Below are 23,166 nucleotides of genomic sequence, written 5' to 3' on the forward strand. Positions count from 1 at the left end.
GATGTAACGGCATGGATCCTAGGGTCTGCGCCGCGTCGCTGCGCTCCTTGCTCCGCCCTAGGATGACGAGAGCATGAGCGCCGCGGCTAGTCCCGAAGGTCTGCGATACCGCAGCGCGATTAGCGGTGGATGCTGGGATCAAACCTGTTTCTCCAGGAAATCGTCTTCATAGGGAAAGCGCGACAGTAGCTCGGTGCCGGTTTCGGTGACCAGGATCTCGTCCTCGAGCTTGACGCCCTCGCGGCCGCCTTTCTCGCCGATATAGCTCTCGACGCTGACCACCATGCCAGGCACGACAAAGCCGTCGCGGCCATAGGTCTCGTAGTCCATGGCATGCGCGATGAACGGCGTCTCGCCATGCATGCCGACGCCGTGCATGACAGACGTATAGCGCTGGTCGACGAAGCGGTCCGGTATCTTCCAGGCCTTTTCGGCAATCTCGCGAAACGCCATGCCCGGCTTGACGATCGAGATGTTGTGCTGAACCTGGTCGTGGGCCATGCGATACAGCGATTTCTGATAATCCGTCGGCTTGCCCGGCCCGCAGCGGAAGGTGCGCGAGAAGTCCGAATAGTAGCCGTAACAGCCGATCGTATCGGTATCCAGCGCCAAAAGTTCGCCCGGCCTGATCTTGCGGCCGCTGGCTTCGTTGAACCACGGGTTGGTGCGCTGGCCGGAGGTCAAGAGGCGGGTTTCGATGAACTCGCCGCCTTGCCGGATCACTTCATGATACATGATGGCGAACAGATCGTTTTCGGAAACGCCGGGTTTGATCGCCTCACGCACTGCATAGACGGCGGCCTCGGCGCCGGCCATCGACACCTGCAGGCATTTTACTTCCTCCGGCGTCTTCACTGCCCGCACGGCGAGAATTTCACCTTGGCAATCCCTGACCTCGCAGCCGCGCTTTTCCAGCGCCAGCGCCTGCAGATGGCCGCAGCGGTCGAGGCCGAGCTTCATCGAGCCGCCGCCATGCGCCTTGAGCAGTTCGGCGATCTCGTCGGCGAATGGACCTGCGGTTTCGTCGTCGCGGCCCGACACCGAAGACCACACCAGCTTGGACGGCCGCGCCTCGTCGATCGTGTCGAGCACCATCGAGACATGGTAGCTCTGCGGGTACTCGAACAGCACAATCGGCCCCGATGCTGGGATGAAGAAGTAGCGCGTCGAGTTCCGCAGGAAATAGCCGAACATGTTGCGCGAGCCGGTGGCGTAGCGCTGGTTGTAGGGATCGAACAGCACGACGGCGCCATAGCCGGCCTCGCGCATCCAGGCGCGCAGCCTGGCCAGCCGCCCCTTGCGCAGCGCGTCCGCATCGATGAAGGACGGCTCGGTATCGGACAGCCACATGCCGCCGGCCGGGTCGGCCGCCGGCGGGTGGCGCATGCGATCCCTAAAGTCGACGTCCTCGGTGCTGTCGGGGTCGAAAACGACGATGCTCATCGGGTGCCTCCTGGAGGTGGAGAAGATGAGCCATGCGCCGCGCAGAGGCTGTGCGGGATGCCGCAGATGTTGTGCCGGATGCCGCTTGAAGTCTTTCCGTAGCGCCGAAGGCCCCTGTCGCGCCAACGTCTCGCAAGACCTAATGCCTCCGCGCCACCTTCGGCGCGTGCCCATGCTCCTCCCGAAATGCCCGCGCAAAACTCGACATCGAGGCGAAGCCGCAGGCCAGCGCCACGTCGCGCACCATCAGCGTCGAATGCGCCAGGAGATCGGCGGCGCGCTTCAGCCGCAGGCGGCGGTAATAGCCGTTGGGCGAGATGCTGAGCTCTGAGCGGAAGTTTCGTTCGAGCTTGTCGGAGGAGACGCCCAGCTTCACAGCCAGCTCCGCCATCCCGAGCCGCTCCTCCACCGCATCCTCCATGATGGCGATGGCCGACAGCACCAGTTCGTTCTGGATGCCGGTGCGTAAGCGCAGCGGCATCAGCTTGCGGTCGACGCTGGAGCGCAGCGGGCTGTGCACGAACCATTCGGCGACGCCGGCGGCAAGTTCGGCGCCATAGTCTGATGAGATGATCTCCAGCATCATGTCGAGGCTGCCGACGCCGCCGGCCGAGGTGAAGCGCTTGCGGTCGATGACGTAGAGATCGCGCCTGAGCTCGATGTCCGGAAAGGCCTCGGTGAAGGCGGCCTGGCTGGTCCAGTGCAAGGTGCAGGCATGGCCGTCGAGCAGGCCGGCCCGCGCCAGGAAGAAGGCGGCATCCGCCACCGCGCCGATATGAGCGCCGCCGCGCAGGCTCCTGCGGATCCAGCCCACCGCGTCCTCCGCGACGAGATGATCGGCATCACCGCCCGAGCAGACGACGATGCGGTCGACCTTCGGCGCATCGCCGGCGAAAAAGCCCGGCTGGATGACGACGCCGTTCGAAGCCTCGACCGGCCCTTTGGCGGCGCCGACGATGATCCAGCGGTAGCATTCCCGCTTCGCCAGGACGTTAGCCGCACGCAGCGGCTCGATCACCGAACTGAACGCCATCATCGGAAAACCGGGGAAGACCAGCACCGCGAAGGTGAGGGGAGTGTCGGCTGCCATCGGCTGGTGGCGCTCGCGAATGGTCATGGCTTCAAGCGGCCTCTCGGCAATTGCAGGAAGGTCACAATTTCGCCAGATGCAGCGGAGGTCAACGGGGGTCAGTTTGAAAATTCCATCGCGCCTAGGTGTTGTCGCCTATCGGGCCGAACTCCTAAATGCTTGCCGAGCATTAGAGATAGTGGTGGGGGCGCTGCGCGGCCCGTGCAAGCAGCGGATTTAGGTAGCTACAATTAGCTTCATGACCTGTTTACGGTCTTCCGGCGACCATTGCTTCGGGTCTTCCCCGTGAGCGATCGCGCCATGAAGCTCGACATGCTTCATCACTTCCGCCTCGGTCTCTGCCGTGAACATCGCTGGACAGGCCTCGTTTCCCGGATAGTCCCTGCAACGATAAGAGTAAGCCATGACTTTCCCTCCAGGTTGACCCGATAGCAAAGCGAGGGTACGTTGCCCTTGTCAATTCACAGTTGGATGCGCCATTCAGCCGGGAAGTTTCAAACTGACCTCACTACCCAACGGGCATGGGCCCCGCTCAACTCGCTAGCGCCTGATCCAGATCCGCGATCAAATCATCGCCGTCCTCGATGCCAGCCGACAAGCGCACCAGCGAATCGGAAATCCCAATCTCGGCCCGCTTCCCGGCCGGGATCGAGCCGTGCGTCATCAGCGCCGGGTGCTCGATCAGGCTTTCGACGCCGCCGAGGCTCTCGGCGAGGGTGAACAGCTGCGTGTGTTCGAGGAAGCGTTTTGTCCCGGCAAGGTCGCGGTCGAGCTCGACTGTGATCATGCCGCCGAAGGCATGCATCTGCCGCCTAGCGATGGCATGCTGCGGGTGGCTGGCGAGGCCGGGATAGATGACCCGGCGGATGTCGGGGCGGCTTTCCAGCCAGTGCGCGATCTTCTGGCCGTTCGAGGAATGGCGCTCCATCCTCAGCGCCAGCGTCTTGAGGCCGCGCAGCGCCAGAAAACTGTCGAACGGCCCGGAAATGGCGCCGATGGCGTTCTGCAGGAATTTCAGCCGGTCGGCGAGATCCTTGTTGTCGCCGACCACGGCGACGCCGCCGACCATGTCGGAATGGCCATTGAGGTATTTCGTCGTCGAGTGGACTGATATGTCGATGCCGAGCTCCAGCGGCCGCTGCAGATAGGGGCTGCAGAAGGTGTTGTCGGCGACCGAGAGCACACCTTTGCGCCTGGCCAGTGCCGCGACAGCTTCGAGATCGACGACGCGCAGCAGTGGATTGGTCGGCGTCTCGACCCACAGCAGTTTGGTTTCCGGGCGGATCGCCGCTTCGACCGCGTCAAGATCGGTGAAGTCGACGAAGTCGACCTGGAGTTTGGCCGAGCGTTTGCGCACCCGCTCCAGCAGCCGGAAGGTGCCGCCATAGATGTCGTCGGTGGCGACGACATGGGCGCCGGAATCGAGCAGTTCGAAAATGGTGGCGATCGCCGCCAGACCCGAGGCGAAAGCGAAGGCGGCTGCGCCGCTTTCGAGATCGGCCACCGCGCGCTCGAAGGCGAAGCGGGTCGGGTTCTGGCTGCGGGCATATTCAAAACCCTTGTGCACGCCCGGGCTCTGCTGGCCATAGGTCGAGGTCGCATAGATCGGCACCATCACCGCGCCCGTCGTCGGGTCGTGGCTCTGGCCGCCATGGATCGTGCGCGTCGAGAAGGCCAGACGGTTCCTGCCCGATACGGTGGCTTTGATGGTCATCTTGCGCGGCGCCTCAGATGGTTGATCAGGTCGATGCGGGTTATCAGGCCGATGAATTCGTCGCCATCGAAGACGATCGCGACCTCGTTGCGGTCGAACACCGGCAGCAGCGCGTCCAGCGTCTGGCTGGCCTGCAGCGTGTGCAAATTGGCGGTCATGGCCGTGCGCACCGGGGCCTTGAAGCGGTCCCAGCGGCTGTCATAGGGGCCTTCGACGTGGGCGAGGATATCGCTTTCGTCGACGATGCCGACCAGCTTGCCGTCGTCCAGCACCGGCAATTGCGAGACATCCGAGCGGCGCATGCGGCCATAGGCGTTGAGCAGGCTTTCGTCCGGGCCGACAGACACGATGTCGCCGGTGCGGTGTGTGCGCATCACCAGATCGCGCAGGTCGCCATGCTGCTCGTGCTCGGCGAGGCCCTGCTCGATCAGCCAGAAGTCGTCGAACACTTTCGACAGATATTTGTTGCCGCTGTCACAGACGAAGGTGACGACCCGCTTCGGCACGGTTTGCTCGCGGCAATAGCGAAGCGCCGTCGAAAGCAGGGTGCCGGACGACGAGCCGGCGAGGATGCCCTCCTTGGACAGCAGGTCGCGCACCGCCAGCATGCTCTGCTTGTCGGTGATCGAGTAGGCCTTTTTGACCAGCGACAGATCGGCATTGGGCGGCACAAAATCCTCGCCGATGCCTTCCACGGTCCAGCTTCCGGCCTCTTGCATCTTGCCGGTCTTGATCAACGGCGCCAGCACCGAGCCGACCGGATCGGCGAGAATCATCTCGGTCTTCGGCGAGACCGCTGCGAAGTAGCGGCCAAGCCCGGTCAGCGTGCCGCCCGAACCGACGCCGACGACCACGGCGTCGACGTCGCCGTCAAGCTGCGAATAAATCTCGGGACCGGTCGTGGTTTCATGGGCGTCCGGATTGGCCGGATTGGCGAACTGGTTGGCATAGAAGGCGCCGGGCAGCTCGGCGGCGATCTTTTCGGCCATGTCCTGATAGTATTCGGCGTGACCTTTGCCGACATCGGAACGGGTCATGCGCACTTCCGCGCCGAGCGCCCGCAAATGCTGGATTTTTTCGCGCGACATTTTGTCGGGCACGACCAGGATGATGCGGTAGCCCTTGGGGATGCCGACCTGGGCGAGGCCGAGACCGGTGTTGCCGGCGGTCGCCTCGACGATGGTGCCGCCGCGCTTCAGCTTGCCCTGTTTTTCGGCGGCGGCAATCATCGACAGCGCGATGCGGTCCTTGATCGAGCCACCGGGATTCTGGCTTTCGAGCTTGATGAACAGTCGGCACTTGCCGACGTCGAATTTGGTTAGCTCGATGACCGGCGTCTGCCCGATCAGGTCGAGAACCGAAGCATAGGGCGGACGCAGACGAGACGATGCACTGTCCGAATAGGCACTGCCCGAGGGGGAACTGTCGGGTGCGGCGATCTTATGCTTGCTCATATCAGATGCTCCATGGTCAAGCGACCGCCTTGGGCAGGCTGTCAGCCTATCGTCTTTTCCAGCCGTTTGCAGTCTGAAAGAAGATAGATCGTGCCAATCCGTTGGCCAGACGGGGAATGGGATTCCAGTCTTCAGCTGCTGGTGGTCTCAACCCAAACACCTTCTGCAGTAATCCTTCCCATCCCCTCTGCCATCAACAGATTCTGCCTCACCCCAGCAACCGCTTGCTCAGACGCGCGCACTGGACGCGGATATCGGGAATGGCGTCGATCTCGAAGAAGGTGCCCCGCGTCAGCGGCCCGACCGCGAGGATCTTGGCCGATACGGTGCCGTCGCTGGCGATCACCTCGCAATTGTCTGATACGTCGAGGCCAAGGCGCAGCGGATCCGGCCGGGCCAGCCCGCGGTCTACCAGCGACCGCACCACGCTGTTCGAGGTGGTCGAGATGTCCCTGGCGATGCCGGTGCAATCGTAGATGCGGGCGACGTCGCATGTTTCGAGACGCTGCGTGTGGCGCGACTGGATTTGCACGGTGAATTCGTCGCCCGCCGCGATGCCAACGACACGCCCGGCGACAAGCCGGATGCGGCCCGATTGAACCGCCTCGCTGACGCGGGCGTAGACCTGTGGCGCCATGCGATGGCGGTGAATGTCCCACCATGCCTTGGTGTGCTCGACAAAGCGGCGCTTGGCCGAAGACGGCCAGTTCTGCCAGATCTTCTGGTTGAATGGCCTGAGCCCATCGACGACGTCGCGCCAGTCGATGCCGGCCTTCTGATTTTCCCGGATCAGGTCGCGAAACCAGCCGACAAAATAAGAAAGCTGGGTGCCGAGCGGAATGTCGGCGACGTCGAGCTTGATCGGATTGCCCTTGCGGTGCGGCGAAGGCAGCAGGCCGCGCCGTGACACCGCAATAATCTCACCGCGATGGCCGCGCTGTTCCAGCGACAGGAACGCATCGACCATGCTCAAGCCGGTGCCCAGCACCAGGACTCGGGCTTCCGGGTCGAGCGTGGTGTCGGCTTCCGATCCCATCCTGATCGCATGGCCCTGGGCGGCGCCCGGCTCCTCGTCGTGCCCGGTCGCCAGCACGGCAAGGTGGGCGACGACGCTGGTGCCGTTGGCCAGCGTCACCTCGGCCCCGGACCCGGTCGGCGAGATCGTCAGGCTTTCTTCGCGGATCAGGCGAAGACGCCCCGTCTCGCGAGCCTCGAGCTCGTCCAGCAGCTCCTTCAGGTAGCGGGCATAGACGCTGCGCGGGGCGTAGACCGGCGCCTGCTCTGGGGTTGCCAGGCCGCATTCAAGCAGCCAGCGCCAGAAATTGCCGGGATCGTCGGCATAGGCGCTCATGCCGGCCGCGCTGACATTCAGCACATGCGCCGACAGCAGCGTGGAATAGGCGATGCCCTGGCCGAAATGCGGGCGCTTTTCGATCAGGGTGACACGAAGATCCGGATTGGGCGATTTCAACAGATGCGCGGCAAGGACGACGCCGCTGGCGCCGCCGCCAACGATAACGATAGAATTCGGGACGGTCGAATTTGCGCGCCCGGTCATGAGCGCACCAATTGTCTCTGGAGCCGTCGGTTCCGGCTCAGGCCTGGATTTTCAACGCAGCCGAAAGGTCTTCGTCGCCGGCGATATCGCGCATCTCGGCGAGGCTGCGCTGATCCAGCACCTCGGCGATCGCTTGCCGGACCTCGAGCATCAGATGTCGGACTTGGCATGTCGCCTCGTTGCAGTCTTCACAGCGCTGATACCGGGTGCGGCTGGCGCAGGGAATGGGGGCAAGCGGCCCGTCGAGCACGCGCACGACGTGGCCGATCTTGATTTCATCCGCCGGCCGCGCCAGGCGATAGCCGCCCTCCTTGCCCTTGCGGCTCTGGACGAAACCGGCGTTGCGCAGCTCAACCAGGATGGCATCGAGAAATTTCTTCGGGATGTTGTTTCGGGTGGCGATATCGCCAACGAAGGCGAGCTGTCCAACCGGCAGCCGCGCAAGATGGACGAGCGCCTTGAGGCCGTACTTGCCCTTTTTCGTGAGCATAGACCGAACGTTTTCCTGTCGTGCGATGGCGCAGGGGCACCAGTTGCGAAGCGCCTGGCGTGCGTCCCACCGCGTCCAAGCCTGTATGACACATAAATTCTAGTATCATATACAAGCCGGGCACCGTTGATTTTGCTTCGTTTTCAGCCGTTGAGGCTATTTGCCGGACGTTCTTCCTCCTGCGAGAACGCCAATTGGACAGCCAGCCCTCGACATCATGCTCAGGCGATCGCCGCGATATGGACATCGCTAAGGTTCTCTCAATTCCTGCAATGTCGATAAGACTACTATACTCACCCCGAATACAGGGACCGGTTTTCAAATCCTCGGCTATTCGCAGCATCGATTTGCCTAAGGTGGGCGCAAAACAGGAAATGCTTGTTTGTGGCGGGCGCACATTCGCTGGTCGACCGAAACGCCGCCAACCCCTGAGGTGGTTCGAGTGTCAGGGGCGCGAACGGTTCGCCCACACCAGGCCGCCCAGACCGACCAGCGCAGTGATGATACCGATATAGAGCCATTGCGATTGGCCGGTCATGAAGCTGCCGCCGACGAGGCCGCTGCCCTGCAGCGACCACAACGCGCCGAGGGCGAGCACGACCAACGCCAGCAGATTCTTGATCAATCTCATCGCCGGAATTTCCTTTCCAAGTCGATCATCAATTCAGCCATGACCGCGATGGCAAAGCGAAAGGAGGCGACCCGATCGTATTCGCTTCTGCTTGTATATCGACGTCGGATATCGAGACGAAGACCATCGGGGATACGCGGCGACGCCGAATAACCTCTGACAAAGTGTTTCCCACCGTCTCCAAACGTGTACTGTAGTCATGGAACCGCCAGATGACTGCCGCATTTCGTGCCACATTCGATCCTTAACGGCCGGGTCTGTCAAACGGAGCCACTTGCCACAGATGACGAAACCAAACCGGACCGCGCTTGTCGCGGCGACGATCGCGGCTGGCCTGATGGTCGGCGCATCCACCTCCCCTGCCGCCGCGCAATGCGGCCGCGCCTCCTGGTACGCGCTGTACTCGAAGACCGCTTCCGGCGAGCGGATGAACCCGTCGGCGCTGACCGCCGCGCACCGTACCTTGCCTTTTGGCACAAAGCTGAAGGTGACCAACCGCAAGAACGGCCGCAGCGTCGTCGTGCGCATTAACGACCGCGGCCCGTTCATCAAGGGGCGCGTGATCGATCTGTCGAAGGGCGCCGCCAGGCGGCTCGGCTTCATAAGTTCGGGCCATACTTCCGTGTGCACCGACCGCGTGTAATGCTTGTAGTGTCCGGCCTGAGCCGGACACGCCTTGCCTCGTTACTCCTTCGCAACCGCACAATAAGCCGGCTGCCGCCGTTCAAGCCGGTTTTCAACACCTTAGACGAAAGTATCAGCATAAATCACGGCACTTGACGTATTGCATCGCAGCAGTTTGTTGTTAACCTCCCCGCGAGATTCAAGGCTCGGCACTGCTGTCGTCCCTTCGGTCGCAGCAGCGGGGTTCTCGATGTTCTACCAGTTCTACGAATTGAACCACGCCGCCGTGCAACCGGCCCGCTTCTATGCCGATGCGGTGCGTATGTTCTACACCAATCCGCTCAATCCATTCACGCACACGTCCTGGGGCCGCTCGATCGCGGCAACGGCCGAATTGTTCGAGCGCACGACGCGCCGCTACAGCAAGCCGCAATTCGGCCTGACCAAGACGGTGGTCGACTGGAAAAGCGTCGATGTCACCGAAAAGACGGTGTGGTCGCGGCCGTTCTGCAATCTCCTCCGTTTCGAGCGGGCGGTTCCCGCCGGCCGCCGGCCCGATCCGAAGCTGCTGATCGTGGCGCCGATGTCGGGCCACTATGCGACGCTGCTGCGCGGCACGGTCGAGGCGATGCTGCCCCATGCCGACGTGCACATCACCGACTGGGTCGACGCCCGCATGGTGCCGCTGGCGGATGGCAGTTTCGACCTCGACGACTACATCGACTACATCGTCGACATGCTGCATGCGCTGGGACCCGATACCCATGTCATGGCTGTATGCCAGCCTTCGGTGCCGGTGCTCGCGGCGGTGGCGCTGATGGAAACGCGCGGCGACCCGTTCGTTCCCTCGACAATGACGCTGATGGGCGGGCCGATCGATACCCGCCGCAATCCGACTGCGGTCAACCTTCTGGCCGAGGAAAAGGGCATCGACTGGTTCCGCGACAACGTCATCATGCAGGCGCCGTGGCCGGTGCCCGGCTTCGGCCGTGAGGTCTATCCCGGCTTCCTGCAGCTTTCTGGATTCATGAGCATGAATCTCGACCGCCACATCATCGCCCACAAGGACTTCTTCATGCATCTGGTGAAGCATGATGGCGACAATGCTGAAAAGCACCGCGACTTCTATGACGAATATATGGCGGTAATGGATCTGACGGCGGAGTTCTACCTGCAGACGGTCGACACGGTGTTTGTCCGCCATACCTTGCCCAAGGGCGAAATGATGCATCGCGGCGTCGCCATCGACCCCTCCGATATCCGCAATGTCGCCCTGTTCACGGTCGAGGGCGAGAACGACGACATTTCCGGTCTCGGCCAGACCCAGGCCGCGCACGACCTCTGCATCAACATCCCCGCGGACAGGCACGCTCACTACATGCAGCCGGCGGTCGGCCATTACGGCGTCTTCAACGGCTCGCGCTTCCGCTCCGAAATCGTGCCGCGCATCGTCGACTTCATCACCAGCTATGGCCGCCAGACCCGCGTCGCGGTGAGGCCGAAGCTGGTTCGCACCGCCAAAAAGTAAAGATGTAGCCTTGTGAGTCCCGGATGGCAGCCCAGTTCAAGTCGACCTGTTGCACAATAGCCGCTGTTTCGGCCGCGCGGGTAACCATGTCGCAAATCTGGCCGTTGGTATAATTGACAGGGACTGTAGATCGCCCTTAACCTTTCATTAACAACAAGGGACGAGGGGGACAATGATTTCCTCACCAATGGCGAGAAGGCTGCGCGCGTGCGCCCTGTTAGGGCTGGCATTTGCGGCAGGCTGGTCTACGGCGGCTTCGGCGGGACCAATGGCAACCGGCGGGCCGACATCGCAGCCGATCGGCCATTACGATTTCTGCAAGACCAGTCCGGCCGAATGCTCGATCCATCCGGGCAATCTCGCCCCGGCCACCATGAGCGGTGCGCTCTGGCGCAAGATGCTCAGCGTCAACGCCAGGGTCAACGCCGCCGTCAAGCCGATAAGCGACATCGACATTTATGGCAAGGACGAGGTCTGGGCCTATCCCGCTAGGGGCGTTGGCGACTGTGAGGACTATGTCCTGGAAAAGCGCCGCGAATTGAACCGCTTGGGCGTTTCCTACGCCAATCTTCTGATGACCGTCGTGCGCAAGCCGGACGGTGAGGGCCACGCCGTGCTGACCGTGCGAACAAGCAAGGGCGACTACGTCCTCGACAATCTGGACGGAAAGGTCCGCTCGTGGGACCGGACCGGCTATCGCTTCCTCAAGCGGCAGGCGATCGACAATACCGGCCGCTGGGTCTCGATCCGTGATGGCCAGCCGGTTCTGGTTGGCGCGGTTCAGTAGCAGGCCGTCACTTTGGCTGCTTCAGCGCGGCGCGGATCGATGCGGTGATGCGGCGAAGCTCCGCTTCGTCGAGTTTTTCGATGTTTTCGGCCAGAACATTGGCAAGCTCGGTGGCGGCGGGGCTGAGGCCCGACGTGTCGAGCTTCACCCGTGGGTGCGAGGTGTCCGCCAGCCGCTCGAGTTCTTCGGCATCGTCCCATATGACATTGAAATAGCCGATGATCTTCTGGATCAGCGTCCAGGTCGGCGCGCCACGGCGGCCATGCTCCAGCGCCGACAAATAGGCTGCGCTGACGCCGATCGCCTCGGCCATGGCCTTCTGACTGACACCGCGTTGGCTTCGCATGGCGCGAAGCTTTTCGCCGAACGGGGTCACAAGTGCATCCTCATGGGGTGCATCCTCATTAGCGCCCACGCCGCAGGCGGACATAGAGCGCGCCCGAGCCGCCATGGTTGCGGGCAGCATGGTCGTGACTGGAGACAAGCGGCCTGAAAGCGGGTGTCGACAGCCAGGCGGGCACGGCGCGCCGCAAGATGCCGTCGCCGCCCGACGACGAACCCTTGCCGGTGATGACCAGCACATAACGGATGCCCCCGGCATGCGCCCGGTGCAGGAAGGAAAACAGCAGCGAATAGGCTTCGTCCTGGCTCAGGCCATGGAGGTCGACGCGGCCTTCGATCGGCAATCGGCCCTTCGACAGTTTTTCCAGCGTCGGTTCGTCGATCACATGCGAGACATGCTGCGCCTTTGCTTTCGTGGCCGCAGCAGGAGCCATCGCCTGGACACGCGGCGGTGGCTTCGTGTCATCACCGACGTCCGGGCCGATAGCCGGGATGTCGCTGGCCGACTTGCCCTTCAGCGGCTTGGCCGTGCGCGCTACCAGGTTCCACAGGACCCGATCGTCCTCGCTCAGCCTGTCGATGCGCCGGGTCATCGCCCCGCTCCCGGTACAAGCGGGCGCGGTATCAGCGCGTAGAAATCGGCAGGGTTGCGGACAACGCCGGCGATCTCGCCGGCCGCATGTCCCGTTCCGGCGAACAGGTCGCCGCGGGCCGGCCCGGTAATGGCCGAGCCGGTATCCTGCGCGATCATCAGTCGCCGGAACGGCTTGTCGTCGAAAGCGGTCAGCGACGGCCCATCGATGTAGAACGGCGTGCCGAATGTATGCAGCAGACGGTCGACAGCGACGGAGCGGCCCGGCGTCAGCGGCACTTTTGCCCCAGCGATCGGCCCGAGTTCCGGGTCGTCGACAGCCGCCTCGCGGAAGAAAATATAGGAGCGGTTGCGCCACAGGATCTCGTCGATGCGATCCGGATGCGCCTTGAACCAGGCGCGGACCGACTGCATGGTCACCGCTTCGAGCGGGATTTCGCCTAATTCACTCAGGATCTTGCCGGGTCCGGTAAAGCGCTGGCCGGATTTGGCGGCATAGGTGACGCGGCAAAACCGGCCGTCGGTCATGGTGAGCCTGGCTGCACCTTGCACGTGAATGAAGAAGGCGTCGATCTTGTCGGCTAGCCAGGCGATTTCCAGACCCTTGCCAGCCAAACCCTTGCCGACGAGCGCGCCGCGCTCGATCTCGCCGCGGTCGAAATACTCGACCGGCCCGTTCGGCGTGGCGCGGCCGAAGGCGAGATAGGGATCCATGCCGGGCGGCCGGTTGACGTCGTCGATGTCGACGAGATCGGCCGGGCGCGACAGCAGCGGCACCGCAAATTGTTCGGTTCGCACCGATGAAGCGTCGACCACCGGTTCATAGAAGCCGGTGACGAGGCCGGTGCCGCCGCTTTCGCCCCCTATGTGCGCCGGGATGAAATGATGCTCGAAGAAGGCGCGGGCTTGCGCCCGGTCGGTTGGCGAAACGGTGCGGGCTGCAGCGTAGGCCTCGGTGAAGGCATTGAAATCGACGCCGAGCCCGCCGGAGCGATAGGGTTTTGTCAGGACATGAAAAGCCGAGCGCCGGAAAGCCGCGAACGCGGCCAGATGGTCGTCCTCGTCCCAACCGGGCAGATCGTCAAAGGATTTTTCGCGGAACGCCTGAGATAGCGACACCGGAGCCTCGCCGTGGTCCGGGCTCAGTCTTCTTCTTCGGTGGCGACGAGCTTCCAGTTCGGGTCGCGCGAGCGCGTATCGCGGGCGAAGGTCCAGACATCCTTGACCTCGGCGACGGTTTCGGGATCGCCGTCGATGACGGCGCCGGCCTTGTCGCGCGTCGCCGAAATCAGCTCGCTGACGATGCGCAGCGTGATATGCGCCTCGCTGCCCTTCATCTCGGCGGAAACGATGTCGGCCTTGTCGATGCCGACGAAGGAGGACTGGATCTTTTCCGATTTCGCCTCGCGGTCGCCGATGGCCGCGACAAAGCCGTCATAGACCTCGCGGGACAACAGGTTCTTCAGCGTCTTGCGGTCGCCATCGGCATAGGCCATCACGATCATTTCATAGGCCATCTTGGCGCCATCGACAAAGGTCTTCGGGTCGAATGCCGGATCATTGTCCTTGATCGCGCGCAGGCCCTTGTTGAGATCGGTGTCAGGCTTGGCGAAGGCGTCGATCGCCGCATAGGCGTCGATTGCCGGCTCTCCCGGCGCTCGCTTGCGCGGCAGCGAGACCACATTCTCCGGCTTCTGGGTGTCGTCGCGCGTCCGGCCCGCCGTATAGGGATCGAAGGGCGGGCGCTCACTGCCGGTGCGGCGGCCGAGCACATTGCGCAGCTGGAAAAAGATCACAACCGCCGCAACCAGAAAGAAAATCGTGCCGAAGTCGAAGAATCCCATATCTTCCGCCAATCAATCCCTACTCCGGCCGGACCGCCCGGCCAGGCAATGGCTGCGGTCGCATAGCGTTCAACATCCAAAGCATATAGAACGCAAGGTGCAATCATTCAAATTAAAGGCAGGCATACCTATCTAAAAGAGCCAGTGCCAGCGGCGATTGCCCGCAGGCCGGCAAAACATGGAAACGATCGGTCAAGATTTGCGCATTTCGCTGCTTCCCCTGTTCATCCTTGCGCTTCCGCTGCTGGAGATCGCTGGTTTCGTCGTTGTCGGCCGCCAGGTCGGCGCCCTGGCGACGGTCGGCCTGGTGCTGGCTTCGAGCATCGCCGGCGCGCTGTTGTTGCGATACCAGGGTTTCGGCGTCATGACCCGGGTCCGGGCCGAGATGGACGCCGGCCGTGATCCAAGCCGCCAGCTCGCGCATGGCGCCATGATCGTGCTGGCCGCGATCCTGCTCATCATTCCCGGCTTCATTACTGACATTTTCGGCATTCTGCTGTTCCTGCCGCCGGTTCGCGACCTTGCCTGGCGCCTGTTGAAAGGCCGCATCGTGCTGGCGACCAATTTCAGCACCGGCGGGTTCAGGGCCCGGCAACGCGACAAGACCATCGACCTTGACGACAGCGACTATTCGCGCGGCGACGACTACGAGCGCGGTCCGGATCACGATTCTCCCTGGCCCCGCCTCAAGGACGAATAGGTCGGCAACGCCTCAGGGACGAGTAGGTCGGGGCAATCGGGCGAAGAAAGAAAGTGCTGTATCCGGCCTCGCGCCGGCAGTGGAAACCATTTTCGCGTGCGCGAAAATGGCAAGGCCGACCGGCCGTCGCGCCTGTTGGCGCGCAAGCCAAGGTCGCGGATGCGACCGCCGGCGCTTGAGGCAGGAAAAAGACGAAGGGCAATCGGGTCACCCGATTGCCCTGGCGAGTAGGTCGGCAAACCTTGTCTTGTCATGCCGGCCATGGTAGCGAACGCCCGATTTCAATCCGGTCAGCAACGCTGCCCAGGCAAAAGGACAAAGGCTTATGGCCAGCAAAGACGACGCGCCGACCGGCGCGGCCAGTGGCAACGGCGACGCGACGCAGCCCTCGCTCAATGTGCTTGCCCAATATGTGAAGGACCTTTCCTTCGAAAGCCCCGGCGCGCCGAACTCGCTGCGCGGCCGCGACAAGGCCCCTGGCATCGCCATCAACGTCAATGTCAACGCCAACCCGCTTTCGGACAAGCAGTTCGACGTCAATCTGACGCTGAACGCCAAGGCGTCCTTCGACAAGGAAGTGCTGTTCAACGTCGAGCTGGTCTATGGCGGCGTTTTCGCCATCAGCGGCTTCCCGCAGGAGCACATGCTGCCGCTGCTGTTCATCGAATGCCCGCGGCTGCTGTTTCCGTTCGCCAGGCAGATCATCGCCGAGGCGACGCGCAATGGCGGCTTCCCGCCCTTGATGCTCGATCCGATCGATTTCGCGCAGATGTTCCAGCAGAAGCTGGCTGAGGACCAGGCCGCCGGCAAGGTCAAGGTGAGCTGAGGCAGTTGCTTGCTCGGTAGAATCCGGCTTCGCGCCGGGTTTTTTGCTTGAGACGAGCTCCTCGATCCTGACAGGTCGGAAGCCGATCGTTCCAGCGGCCAATTTCAGTGGCGGGTCGCAGACCTTGGAGATTACCACGGAACGAACCAATCGACGTTCGCTGCCGATCGCCTTCCTACCCGTCAAAATCGCTATGCCGCGGAACTTGCTTCCGCGGCGACGCGCAGCCAGAGCGCGTTTTCGCCTAATGTGCCGACCATGCTCGCGTGCGCGGTGCGCTCTGCGTCTGTCAGACGAGACGGCAGCGCTATTGGCCGCACGCCGATGCTGATGTCGATATCGTCGACATTTCTCCTGCCGCCGGCCGGCGCCGTGGCACTGTCGAGGATGAGGGCTGCCTGCTTGCCGCCGATGAGCTCGATATAGACCTCGGCCAGCAATTCCGAATCGAGCAAGGCGCCGTGCTTGGTGCGACGGGCATTGTCGATACCGTAGCGCCGGCAGAGCGCGTCCAACGAATTGGGTCCCATCGGATGCTTGCGGCGCGCCAGCGCCAGGGTGTCGACGACAAGTCCGGGGTCAACAAGCGGATGGCCAAGCCGGCCGAATTCGACATTGAGAAAAGCGATATCGAAAGTCGCATTGTGGGCGACCAGCTTGGCGCCGTCGATGAAGGCAAGAAACTCCTCGGCGATGTCGCTGAAGGTCGGCTTTCCCATGAGATCGGCGGCGCTGATGCCATGAACGGCCTGCGCCTCCGCATGAATCGGTCGTCCCTGCGGATTGATGTAATGGTGGAAGGTGCGGCCGGTCGGGAACCGATTGACCAGCTCGATGCAGCCAAGCTCGATGACGCGGTCATCGCGGAAATCGAGACCGGTGGTTTCCGTGTCGAAGATGATCTCGCGCATCGAATCGTTCCGTTGGGTCCGGCGTTATTCCAGCCGAATCATTATGGGAACAAATTGGCAACATATTCCGCCCGATGCAAGCGCGTTAAACAGGCTTGCCGGCCTTATCCCCCACCAGTTCGGCGACGATCGCATTGACCGCCGCGCGCGCCGCATCGAAGCCCTGTCCAGTGTCGATGATGAAATCGGCGCGCTTGCGCTTTTCGGCGTCGGGAACCTGCCTGGCCAGGATCGACACCAGCTTCTTTTCGCTCATGCCCGGGCGCGCCAGCACGCGGGCGCGCTGGATTTCGGCCGAGGCGGTGACGACCACGACCTTGTCGACCCGGTCGCGGCCACCGGTTTCGAACAGCAGCGGGATATCGAGAACGACAAGCGGCGCGCTGGCGGCACGGTTCCGAGCCAGGAAGGCGTCGGCGTCGGCGCGGACCAGCGGGTGGATGATCGCTTCCAGCCGTTTCAAGGCTGCGGCATCGCCGAGCACCCGCTCGGCCAGCTTCGTGCGATCGACCGACCCGGATTTTGTGGTTCCGGGAAAAGCCGCCTCCACCAGCGGAGCCGCCTTGCCGGCGTAGAGGCGATGCACAGCCTCGTCCGAATCGTGGACGGGCACGCCGGCTTCGGCAAACATCCTGGCCGTAGTCGACTTGCCCATGCCGATCGATCCGGTGAGGCCGAGCACGATCATGCCTTTCACTCCTAAGTCATTCTTTGGGCACCGAGATCGGCGACGATCATCTGCCGCAATTCGGCAGTGACCTCCGGCCTGATGCCGAACCAGCGCTCGAAGCCGGGCACCGCCTGGTGCAGCAGCATGCCGAGGCCGTCTACGGTCTTCAGGCCCCGCGCTTTGGCTGCGGCCAGCAATGGCGTTTCCAGCGGCACATAGACAATGTCGGTGACGATGGCATGGTCCGGCAGCCTGCGGGGATCGGCGGACAGGCCTTCATGGCCATGCATGCCGAGCGCTGACGTGTTGACCAGCAGGCCGGCGTCGGCAAGCAGCTCGCCGGTCGCCTGCGTGCCATGGGCCGAGACGCCGGCGCCGAAGCGGTGGCGCAATTCCTCGGCTCGGGCGAGCGTTCGGTTGACGATGCGGATGTCACTGATGCCGCGTTCCATCAACGCATGGATGACCGCGCGGGCGGCGCCGCCGGCACCGAGCACCACGGCCGGGCTATTTGCGGCCCAGCCCGGCGCATGTTCGTCGAGATTGGCGGCAAAGCCATGGGCGTCGGTGTTGCCGCCGCACAGACTTCCGCCTTCGAACCACAGCGTGTTGACGGCACCGATCTGTTCGGCCGCATCGTCGCGGTGCGTCGCCAGCGCGAAGGCGGCCTCCTTGTGCGGGATGGTGACGTTGCCGCCACGGTAGCCAGTCGCCTCGACCATTCTCACGAATTCGGCAAAAGCCTCCGGCGTGACGTCGATGGCCCGGTAGCTGCCGTCGATACCGTATTTCGCCAGCCAATAGGAATGGATCTTCGGCGACCGGGAATGCGCGACCGGGTGGCCGGTGACGAATGCCTTTTTCGCAGCCTCAGCCATCGATGGCGCCGAGGTCGCGCAGCTTGGCCAGAGCGGGCAGAAGCGGCAGGCCGACGATGGTGAAGTAGTCGCCTTCTATTCTTTCGAACAGCTGGATGCCTTCGCCTTCGATCTGGTAGGCGCCGACGCTGGACAGCGCCTTGGCGCCGACCCGCGCCAGATGGCGGCCGATGAAGGCCGGATCGAGCTTTCGCATGGTCAGGCTGGCAATGCCGACATGCCGCCACAGAACCGCACTGTTGCGGGCCAGCACCACGGCGCTGTTGAGCTGATGGGTCTTTCCCGACAGCGCCAAGAGATGGCGGCGCGCGCCTTCCATGTCGACCGGCTTGTGGAACAGTTCGTCGCCGAGCGACAGCGTCTGGTCGCAGCCAAGCACCAGGGCGCCGGGCTTTCGCTCGCTGACCTCGGTGGCTTTGGCCTCGGCAAGCACCAAGGCGACGTCTTCAGGCGAGATACCGCTGTCTTTTAGTGGCGCCTCAAGCGCGCGCTCGTCGACTTCTGCCGGAACCGCCTCGACCGGCACGCCGGCATGGACAAGCAGCGCTTTGCGGAACGGACTGCCCGAGGCAAGGATGATTTTTTCGGCCATTTTTACCGCCCGATTCCTGACGCTCACTACGGGTGTGTCGAGATCCAGGTCAGGCCGAGCCGAAAATGGTGGCTTCCGAGATCCGGAGCGGAGCGTACTTTTCGTACGTGAGCACCGGAAGCGCAGGAAGCCGCCTTTTGCAGGCCGGCATCACCTGAATATCACACGCCCTAGCGCGTCTTGCCGCGCAGGGCAACGATCGCCGCCGCCGTCTCCTCGATCGAGCGGCGGCTGACGTCGATCATCGGCCAGCCATGCCGGGTGCAGATCTGGCGGGCATAGGCGAGCTCTTCGGCGATCGCGGCGCGGTCGACATAGTCGGTCGGCTCGTAGGCGCTGGTGTTGCCGAGGATGCGGTTCTGGCGGACCTGAGAGATGCGCTCGGCGGTGGCGATCAGCCCGACGATCAGCGGTTTCGTGGCGTTGACCAAGCTTTCCGGTACCGGCACGCCGAGCACGATCGGGATGTTGGCGGTCTTGATGCCGCGATTGGCGAGATAGATGCTGGTCGGTGTTTTCGAGGTGCGCGAAATGCCAACGAGCACGATGTCGGCGTCGTCCATATTGGCGGGCAGCTGGCCGTCATCATGCTCCATGGTGAAATTGAGCGCGTCGATGCGGCGAAAATATTCGGCGTCGAGAACATGCTGGGCGCCGACGCGGCGGCCGGCCGGCGTGCCGAGATAGGACTGGAACACAGTCAGCACCGGTTCCAGCACGGAGACGCAAGGCAGGCCCATGGCGGCGCAGCGTTCGTCGATACCGCGGGCGAGCTTTTGGTCGACGACCGTATAGAGGATGATGCCCGGCTCCTCCTCGATGTCCTCGAACACTTTCGTCACCTGCTTTTCGGTGCGGATGAGCGGGTAGATATGCTCGATGGCGCGCGCATCCTTATATTGCGCGGAGGCCGCGCGGCCGGCCGCCAGCAGCGTTTCACCGGTGGCATCGGAAATCAGGTGAAGGTGAAAGAAGCTCTGGGGTTTGTTCACAGGGGTTCGTTCCAAGCTGTGGGCCGATGTGGATAAGGTCGGTCGGGAAGATCGGCCGGTCGGAGGCGACTGTATCAGATGCCAGTTTGTCCACAATTCGATGCGCTGTCGGCTTCGTCGGGCGGCTGGGGACAAGTTCGGGGACGGGCTTTTTTGACTCTGCCTCATCCACAGGCCCGTTTTCTTTGCTCTGGCCATAACGCATTGATTAAAATCCGAAATTTCCAACTGTCCCCAATCCCCTCCTATCCGGCAGAAGAAGCACGCGACAATATGCTGGCTGGCATTTTCCGGGGCAAAGCGGGACAGGAGACAACTACCGTTACCAACAGACTCTTAGAATCATAAGATTCCTAGAAATAGAATATTTAATTATAGAGAAGCCTGGAGAGGCGAGCGCTGAATGCCCGAAAACCGGATCATGCTGGACGTGTTGAAGGGCAAGGCTGCGTTTCCGCCGCCGCTCTGGATGATGCGCCAGGCCGGCCGCTATCTGCCGGAATATCGGGAGACACGCAGGCGGGCCGGATCGTTCCTCGATCTTTGCTACGATCCCGATCTTGCTGTGGAAGTAACGCTGCAGCCGATAGAACGCTTTGGCTTCGATGCATCGATCCTGTTTTCCGACATTCTGGTCGTGCCGCATGCGCTGGGCCGCGACGTGCGTTTCGAGGAGGGACGCGGGCCGCTGTTGACGCCGATCTCGGCGGCGGAGATTGCGGCTCTCGACGGCGAAACGTTTCACGTGAATCTCGAACCGATCTACGAGACGGTCAGACGGCTGCGGACAAAACTGCCTGATGAAACGACGCTGATCGGCTTCTGCGGCGCGCCGTGGACGGTGGCGACCTATATGATCGCCGGCCACGGCACCTCAGACCAGGCGCCGGCGCGGCTGTTCGCCTATCGCGAGCCGGCGGCTTTCCTGCAGCTGTTGAACGTACTTGTCGATCACTCGGCCGCCTATCTCATCCGCCAGATCGAAGCAGGCGCCGATGTGGTGCAGGTTTTTGACTCGTGGTCCGGCGTGCTCGACGAAGTGTCTTTCGAGGCCTTTTGTGTCAGACCGATGGCGGAGATCGTCAGGCAGGTACGGGCCGTGCATCCCAACGTTCCGATCATCGGGTTTCCCAAGGGCGCCGGCGCCCACTACCGGAGCTATCGCCAGAAGACCGGCGTGACGGGGCTGGGGCTCGACTGGACCGTGCCGTTGACGACGGCAAAGGAACTGCAGCGCGACGGAGCCGTACAGGGCAATCTTGATCCGTTACGGCTGGTGGCCGGCGGCAAGGCTCTAGCCGACGGCGTCGACGCTATCCTGAAAGCACTGAGCGATGGACCGCTGATCTTCAATCTCGGGCACGGCATCACGCCGGAAACGCCGATCGCGCATGTCGAGGCGATGGTGAAACTGGTGCGGAGCGCATCATGAGGATGATGGGGAATGGCACCGCGGAAGGTGGTGCTGGCGCAATGCGCCGCGCGGCGATCGGCATCATTATCTTCCTCGTCCTGGCTGGGCTTCTGTTCCTGTTCGGGCCGGATGATTTCTTGCCCTGGGCAAAGGCGATCCATGTCATTGCCGTCATCTCCTGGATGGCAGGCATGCTCTATCTGCCGCGGCTGCTGGTCTATCATGCCGATGCTGAGAAAGGCTCCGTCCAGTCGGAGACCTTCAAGGTGATGGAGCGCCGGCTGCTGCGTGGCATCATTAATCCGGCCATGATCATCACCTGGGTATTCGGCCTCTGGCTGGCCTGGAAAGGCTTTGGTTTTCAGGGCGGCTGGCTGCATGCCAAGATTGCCGCGGTGCTCGGGCTCTCGGCCGTTCATGGCTATCTGGCAGGCGCGGTCCGCAAATTCGCCGAGGACCGCAACGAAAAGCCCGCGAAGCACTGGCGGATCGTCAATGAGATCCCCACATTGCTGATGATCGTCATCGTCGTGCTGGTCATCGTGAAGCCTTTTTGACGCCGCCGCATCGGCCAGAAATCGGAATCGATTTTCGGAAAGTACGATGCGGTACTCGAAGAGTCTTACAGCGTCCCTGTGCGCGTCAAGAGAGACGCGCAGCGGCCACAAAAGGCGGCTTGCTCTTTTAGTCGACCGACGATAAAAGACGGGTCTTCCTTCCCGTCATGCGCCGCCCCATTCATCGCTTCGGCCGCGCCCGGCATTTGTCGCATCCCGCCGATATTTTCCCCATGCTTAGTCACTCAGAGTCCGTTTAATGATGCAAGAAATGAAACTCACCGAGTTCAAGAACAAGAAACCGCCAGAGCTGATCGCTTATGCCGAATCGCTCGAGGTCGAGAACGCCAGTGTGATGCGCAAGCAGGAGCTGATGTTCGCAATCCTGAAACGGCTGGCGACCCAGGATATCGAGATCATCGGCGACGGTGTGGTCGAAGTGCTTCAGGACGGTTTTGGCTTCCTGCGCTCGGCCAATGCCAATTACCTGCCGGGCCCCGACGATATTTATATTTCGCCGTCGCAGATCCGCCGGTTCTCGCTAAAGACCGGCGATACCGTCGAAGGCCCGATCCGCAGCCCGAAGGAAGGCGAGCGCTATTTCGCGTTGCTCAAGGTCAACACGATCAATTTCGACGACCCCGAAAAGATCCGCCACAAGATCCATTTCGACAATCTGACGCCGCTTTATCCGACCTCGCGGCTGAAGATGGAAATGGACGTTCCTACCTCGAAGGACATCTCGGCGCGCGTCATCGACCTGGTGGCGCCGCTCGGCAAAGGCCAGCGCGCCCTGATCGTGGCGCAGCCGCGAACCGGCAAGACGGTGCTGTTGCAGAACATCGCCCATTCGATCACCACCAATCATCCGGAATGCTATTTGATCGTGCTGCTGATCGACGAGCGGCCGGAGGAAGTCACCGATATGCAGCGCTCGGTGAAGGGCGAGGTCGTCTCCTCGACCTTCGACGAGCCGGCGGTGCGCCACGTCCAGGTCGCCGAAATGGTGATCGAGAAGGCGAAGCGCCTGGTCGAGCACGGGCGCGACGTCGTCATCCTGCTGGATTCGATCACCCGCCTCGGCCGTGCCTACAACACCGTCGTGCCGTCATCCGGCAAGGTGCTGACCGGCGGCGTCGACGCCAATGCCTTGCAGCGGCCGAAGCGCTTCTTCGGCGCAGCCCGCAACATCGAGGAAGGCGGCTCGCTGACCATCATCGCCACCGCTCTGATCGACACCGGCAGCCGCATGGACGAGGTCATCTTCGAAGAGTTCAAGGGCACCGGCAATTCGGAAATCGTGCTCGACCGCAAGGTGGCCGACAAGCGCATCTACCCGGCCATGGACATCCTCAAGTCCGGCACCCGCAAGGAAGACCTTCTGGTCGCGCGCCAGGACTTGCAGAAGATCTTCGTGCTGCGCCGCATCCTGGCGCCGATGGGCACAACCGACGCCATCGAGTTCCTGATCGACAAGCTCAAGCAGACCAAGACGAATGCGGATTTCTTCGATTCGATGAACACGTAAG

General features: G+C 62.6%; 25 protein-coding genes. 8 read left to right on the top strand and 17 right to left on the bottom strand.

Going from position 1 to position 23,166, the window contains the following annotated elements; genetic code table 11:
* Positions 1–138 precede the first annotated feature (138 nt).
* The 8 genes from A9K68_RS03725 to A9K68_RS03760 all read right to left on the bottom strand — a co-directional run bounded on the left by A9K68_RS03725 (position 139) and on the right by A9K68_RS03760 (position 8,380).
* A complete protein-coding gene (locus tag A9K68_RS03725) occupies positions 139–1,443 on the bottom strand; it encodes a Xaa-Pro peptidase family protein (RefSeq protein WP_065006482.1) in 1,305 nt (434 codons plus the stop codon).
* Between the two features lie 139 nt (positions 1,444–1,582).
* Positions 1,583–2,560 (bottom strand): GlxA family transcriptional regulator, encoded by a 978-nt coding sequence (locus A9K68_RS03730; RefSeq protein ID WP_065006483.1) that lies wholly within the window; start codon positions 2,558–2,560, stop codon positions 1,583–1,585.
* Between the two features lie 189 nt (positions 2,561–2,749).
* Positions 2,750–2,938: a DUF1059 domain-containing protein gene (locus A9K68_RS03735; RefSeq protein ID WP_065006484.1), complete on the bottom strand. Its 189-nt coding sequence runs from the start codon at positions 2,936–2,938 to the stop codon at positions 2,750–2,752.
* Between the two features lie 127 nt (positions 2,939–3,065).
* Positions 3,066–4,247: a cystathionine gamma-synthase gene (locus A9K68_RS03740; RefSeq protein ID WP_065006485.1), complete on the bottom strand. Its 1,182-nt coding sequence runs from the start codon at positions 4,245–4,247 to the stop codon at positions 3,066–3,068.
* Positions 4,244–5,701: a pyridoxal-phosphate dependent enzyme gene (locus A9K68_RS03745; protein ID WP_065006486.1), complete on the bottom strand. Its 1,458-nt coding sequence runs from the start codon at positions 5,699–5,701 to the stop codon at positions 4,244–4,246. Before A9K68_RS03745 ends, A9K68_RS03740 begins: the two co-directional genes overlap by 4 nt.
* A 208-nt stretch (positions 5,702–5,909) precedes the next feature.
* A complete protein-coding gene (locus A9K68_RS03750; protein WP_065006487.1) occupies positions 5,910–7,259 on the bottom strand; it encodes an FAD/NAD(P)-binding protein in 1,350 nt (449 codons plus the stop codon).
* A 37-nt stretch (positions 7,260–7,296) separates the two neighbouring features.
* Positions 7,297–7,749 carry an Rrf2 family transcriptional regulator gene (locus tag A9K68_RS03755; protein WP_065006488.1) on the bottom strand — a complete coding sequence of 151 codons (453 nt, stop codon included), beginning with the start codon at positions 7,747–7,749 and terminating at the stop codon, positions 7,297–7,299.
* Between the two features lie 445 nt (positions 7,750–8,194).
* Positions 8,195–8,380 carry a hypothetical protein gene (locus tag A9K68_RS03760; RefSeq protein WP_029348051.1) on the bottom strand — a complete coding sequence of 62 codons (186 nt, stop codon included), beginning with the start codon at positions 8,378–8,380 and terminating at the stop codon, positions 8,195–8,197.
* Between the two features lie 283 nt (positions 8,381–8,663).
* Here A9K68_RS03760 and A9K68_RS03765 point away from each other — a divergent pair, with 283 nt between their 5' ends.
* From A9K68_RS03765 to A9K68_RS03775, 3 genes are all read left to right on the top strand, one after another.
* Entirely contained in the window at positions 8,664–9,023 is a 360-nt protein-coding gene (locus A9K68_RS03765; protein ID WP_029348050.1) for a septal ring lytic transglycosylase RlpA family protein, read from the top strand.
* Between the two features lie 231 nt (positions 9,024–9,254).
* Positions 9,255–10,532 (top strand): polyhydroxyalkanoate depolymerase, encoded by a 1,278-nt coding sequence (locus A9K68_RS03770; protein WP_065006489.1) that lies wholly within the window; start codon positions 9,255–9,257, stop codon positions 10,530–10,532.
* Positions 10,533–10,704: 172 nt separating this feature from the next.
* Complete coding sequence (locus A9K68_RS03775) at positions 10,705–11,319, top strand: transglutaminase-like cysteine peptidase (protein ID WP_065006490.1); 615 nt, start codon at positions 10,705–10,707, stop codon at positions 11,317–11,319.
* A 7-nt stretch (positions 11,320–11,326) separates the two neighbouring features.
* Here the strand turns inward: A9K68_RS03775 and A9K68_RS03780 are convergent, their stop codons facing one another.
* The 4 genes from A9K68_RS03780 to A9K68_RS03795 are packed head-to-tail and all read right to left on the bottom strand — an operon-like array spanning position 11,327 to position 14,097.
* Complete coding sequence (locus tag A9K68_RS03780; protein WP_065006557.1) at positions 11,327–11,695, bottom strand: helix-turn-helix transcriptional regulator; 369 nt, start codon at positions 11,693–11,695, stop codon at positions 11,327–11,329.
* Positions 11,696–11,723: 28 nt separating this feature from the next.
* A complete protein-coding gene (locus A9K68_RS03785; RefSeq protein WP_029348044.1) occupies positions 11,724–12,254 on the bottom strand; it encodes a Smr/MutS family protein in 531 nt (176 codons plus the stop codon).
* Positions 12,251–13,372: a murein transglycosylase A gene (locus A9K68_RS03790; protein ID WP_065006491.1), complete on the bottom strand. Its 1,122-nt coding sequence runs from the start codon at positions 13,370–13,372 to the stop codon at positions 12,251–12,253. The genes A9K68_RS03785 and A9K68_RS03790 overlap by 4 nt, the downstream gene beginning before the upstream one ends.
* Before the next feature lie 23 nt (positions 13,373–13,395).
* Positions 13,396–14,097, bottom strand: a complete 702-nt coding sequence (locus tag A9K68_RS03795; protein ID WP_065006492.1) for a Tim44/TimA family putative adaptor protein — start codon at positions 14,095–14,097, stop codon at positions 13,396–13,398.
* Positions 14,098–14,296: 199 nt separating this feature from the next.
* Between A9K68_RS03795 and A9K68_RS03800 the strand changes: the two genes are divergently transcribed.
* On the top strand, positions 14,297–14,797 hold the full coding sequence (locus A9K68_RS03800) for an FxsA family protein (protein WP_082982162.1): 501 nt from the start codon (positions 14,297–14,299) through the stop codon (positions 14,795–14,797).
* A 325-nt stretch (positions 14,798–15,122) separates the two neighbouring features.
* The gene (gene secB, locus A9K68_RS03805) at positions 15,123–15,623 is read left to right on the top strand and encodes a protein-export chaperone SecB (RefSeq protein WP_029348040.1); all 501 of its coding nucleotides are present in this window, start codon (positions 15,123–15,125) and stop codon (positions 15,621–15,623) included.
* A 191-nt stretch (positions 15,624–15,814) separates the two neighbouring features.
* Here secB and dnaQ read toward each other — a convergent pair whose 3' ends face one another.
* The 5 genes from dnaQ to A9K68_RS03830 form a co-directional block, all read right to left on the bottom strand.
* The gene (dnaQ, locus tag A9K68_RS03810) at positions 15,815–16,534 is read right to left on the bottom strand and encodes a DNA polymerase III subunit epsilon (RefSeq protein ID WP_065006494.1); all 720 of its coding nucleotides are present in this window, start codon (positions 16,532–16,534) and stop codon (positions 15,815–15,817) included.
* A gap of 85 nt (positions 16,535–16,619) precedes the next feature.
* Positions 16,620–17,222 carry a dephospho-CoA kinase gene (coaE, locus tag A9K68_RS03815; RefSeq protein ID WP_065006558.1) on the bottom strand — a complete coding sequence of 201 codons (603 nt, stop codon included), beginning with the start codon at positions 17,220–17,222 and terminating at the stop codon, positions 16,620–16,622.
* An 11-nt stretch (positions 17,223–17,233) separates the two neighbouring features.
* Positions 17,234–18,082, bottom strand: a complete 849-nt coding sequence (locus A9K68_RS03820) for a shikimate dehydrogenase (RefSeq protein ID WP_065006495.1) — start codon at positions 18,080–18,082, stop codon at positions 17,234–17,236.
* The gene (locus A9K68_RS03825; RefSeq protein WP_065006496.1) at positions 18,075–18,674 is read right to left on the bottom strand and encodes a Maf-like protein; all 600 of its coding nucleotides are present in this window, start codon (positions 18,672–18,674) and stop codon (positions 18,075–18,077) included. Before A9K68_RS03825 ends, A9K68_RS03820 begins: the two co-directional genes overlap by 8 nt.
* Before the next feature lie 170 nt (positions 18,675–18,844).
* Complete coding sequence (locus tag A9K68_RS03830) at positions 18,845–19,666, bottom strand: pyruvate, water dikinase regulatory protein (protein WP_029348035.1); 822 nt, start codon at positions 19,664–19,666, stop codon at positions 18,845–18,847.
* A 403-nt stretch (positions 19,667–20,069) separates the two neighbouring features.
* Here A9K68_RS03830 and hemE point away from each other — a divergent pair, with 403 nt between their 5' ends.
* From hemE to rho, 3 genes are all read left to right on the top strand, one after another.
* Entirely contained in the window at positions 20,070–21,098 is a 1,029-nt protein-coding gene (gene hemE / locus A9K68_RS03835) for a uroporphyrinogen decarboxylase (RefSeq protein ID WP_065006497.1), read from the top strand.
* The gene (gene hemJ, locus A9K68_RS03840; RefSeq protein WP_065006498.1) at positions 21,095–21,637 is read left to right on the top strand and encodes a protoporphyrinogen oxidase HemJ; all 543 of its coding nucleotides are present in this window, start codon (positions 21,095–21,097) and stop codon (positions 21,635–21,637) included. Before hemE ends, hemJ begins: the two co-directional genes overlap by 4 nt.
* 262 nt (positions 21,638–21,899) lie before the next feature.
* A complete protein-coding gene (gene rho / locus A9K68_RS03845) occupies positions 21,900–23,165 on the top strand; it encodes a transcription termination factor Rho (protein WP_027153631.1) in 1,266 nt (421 codons plus the stop codon).
* Position 23,166: the final 1 nt, after the last annotated feature.

This window comes from Mesorhizobium sp. AA22 (assembly GCF_001672375.2).
Taxonomy (GTDB): domain Bacteria; phylum Pseudomonadota; class Alphaproteobacteria; order Rhizobiales; family Rhizobiaceae; genus Mesorhizobium; species Mesorhizobium wenxiniae.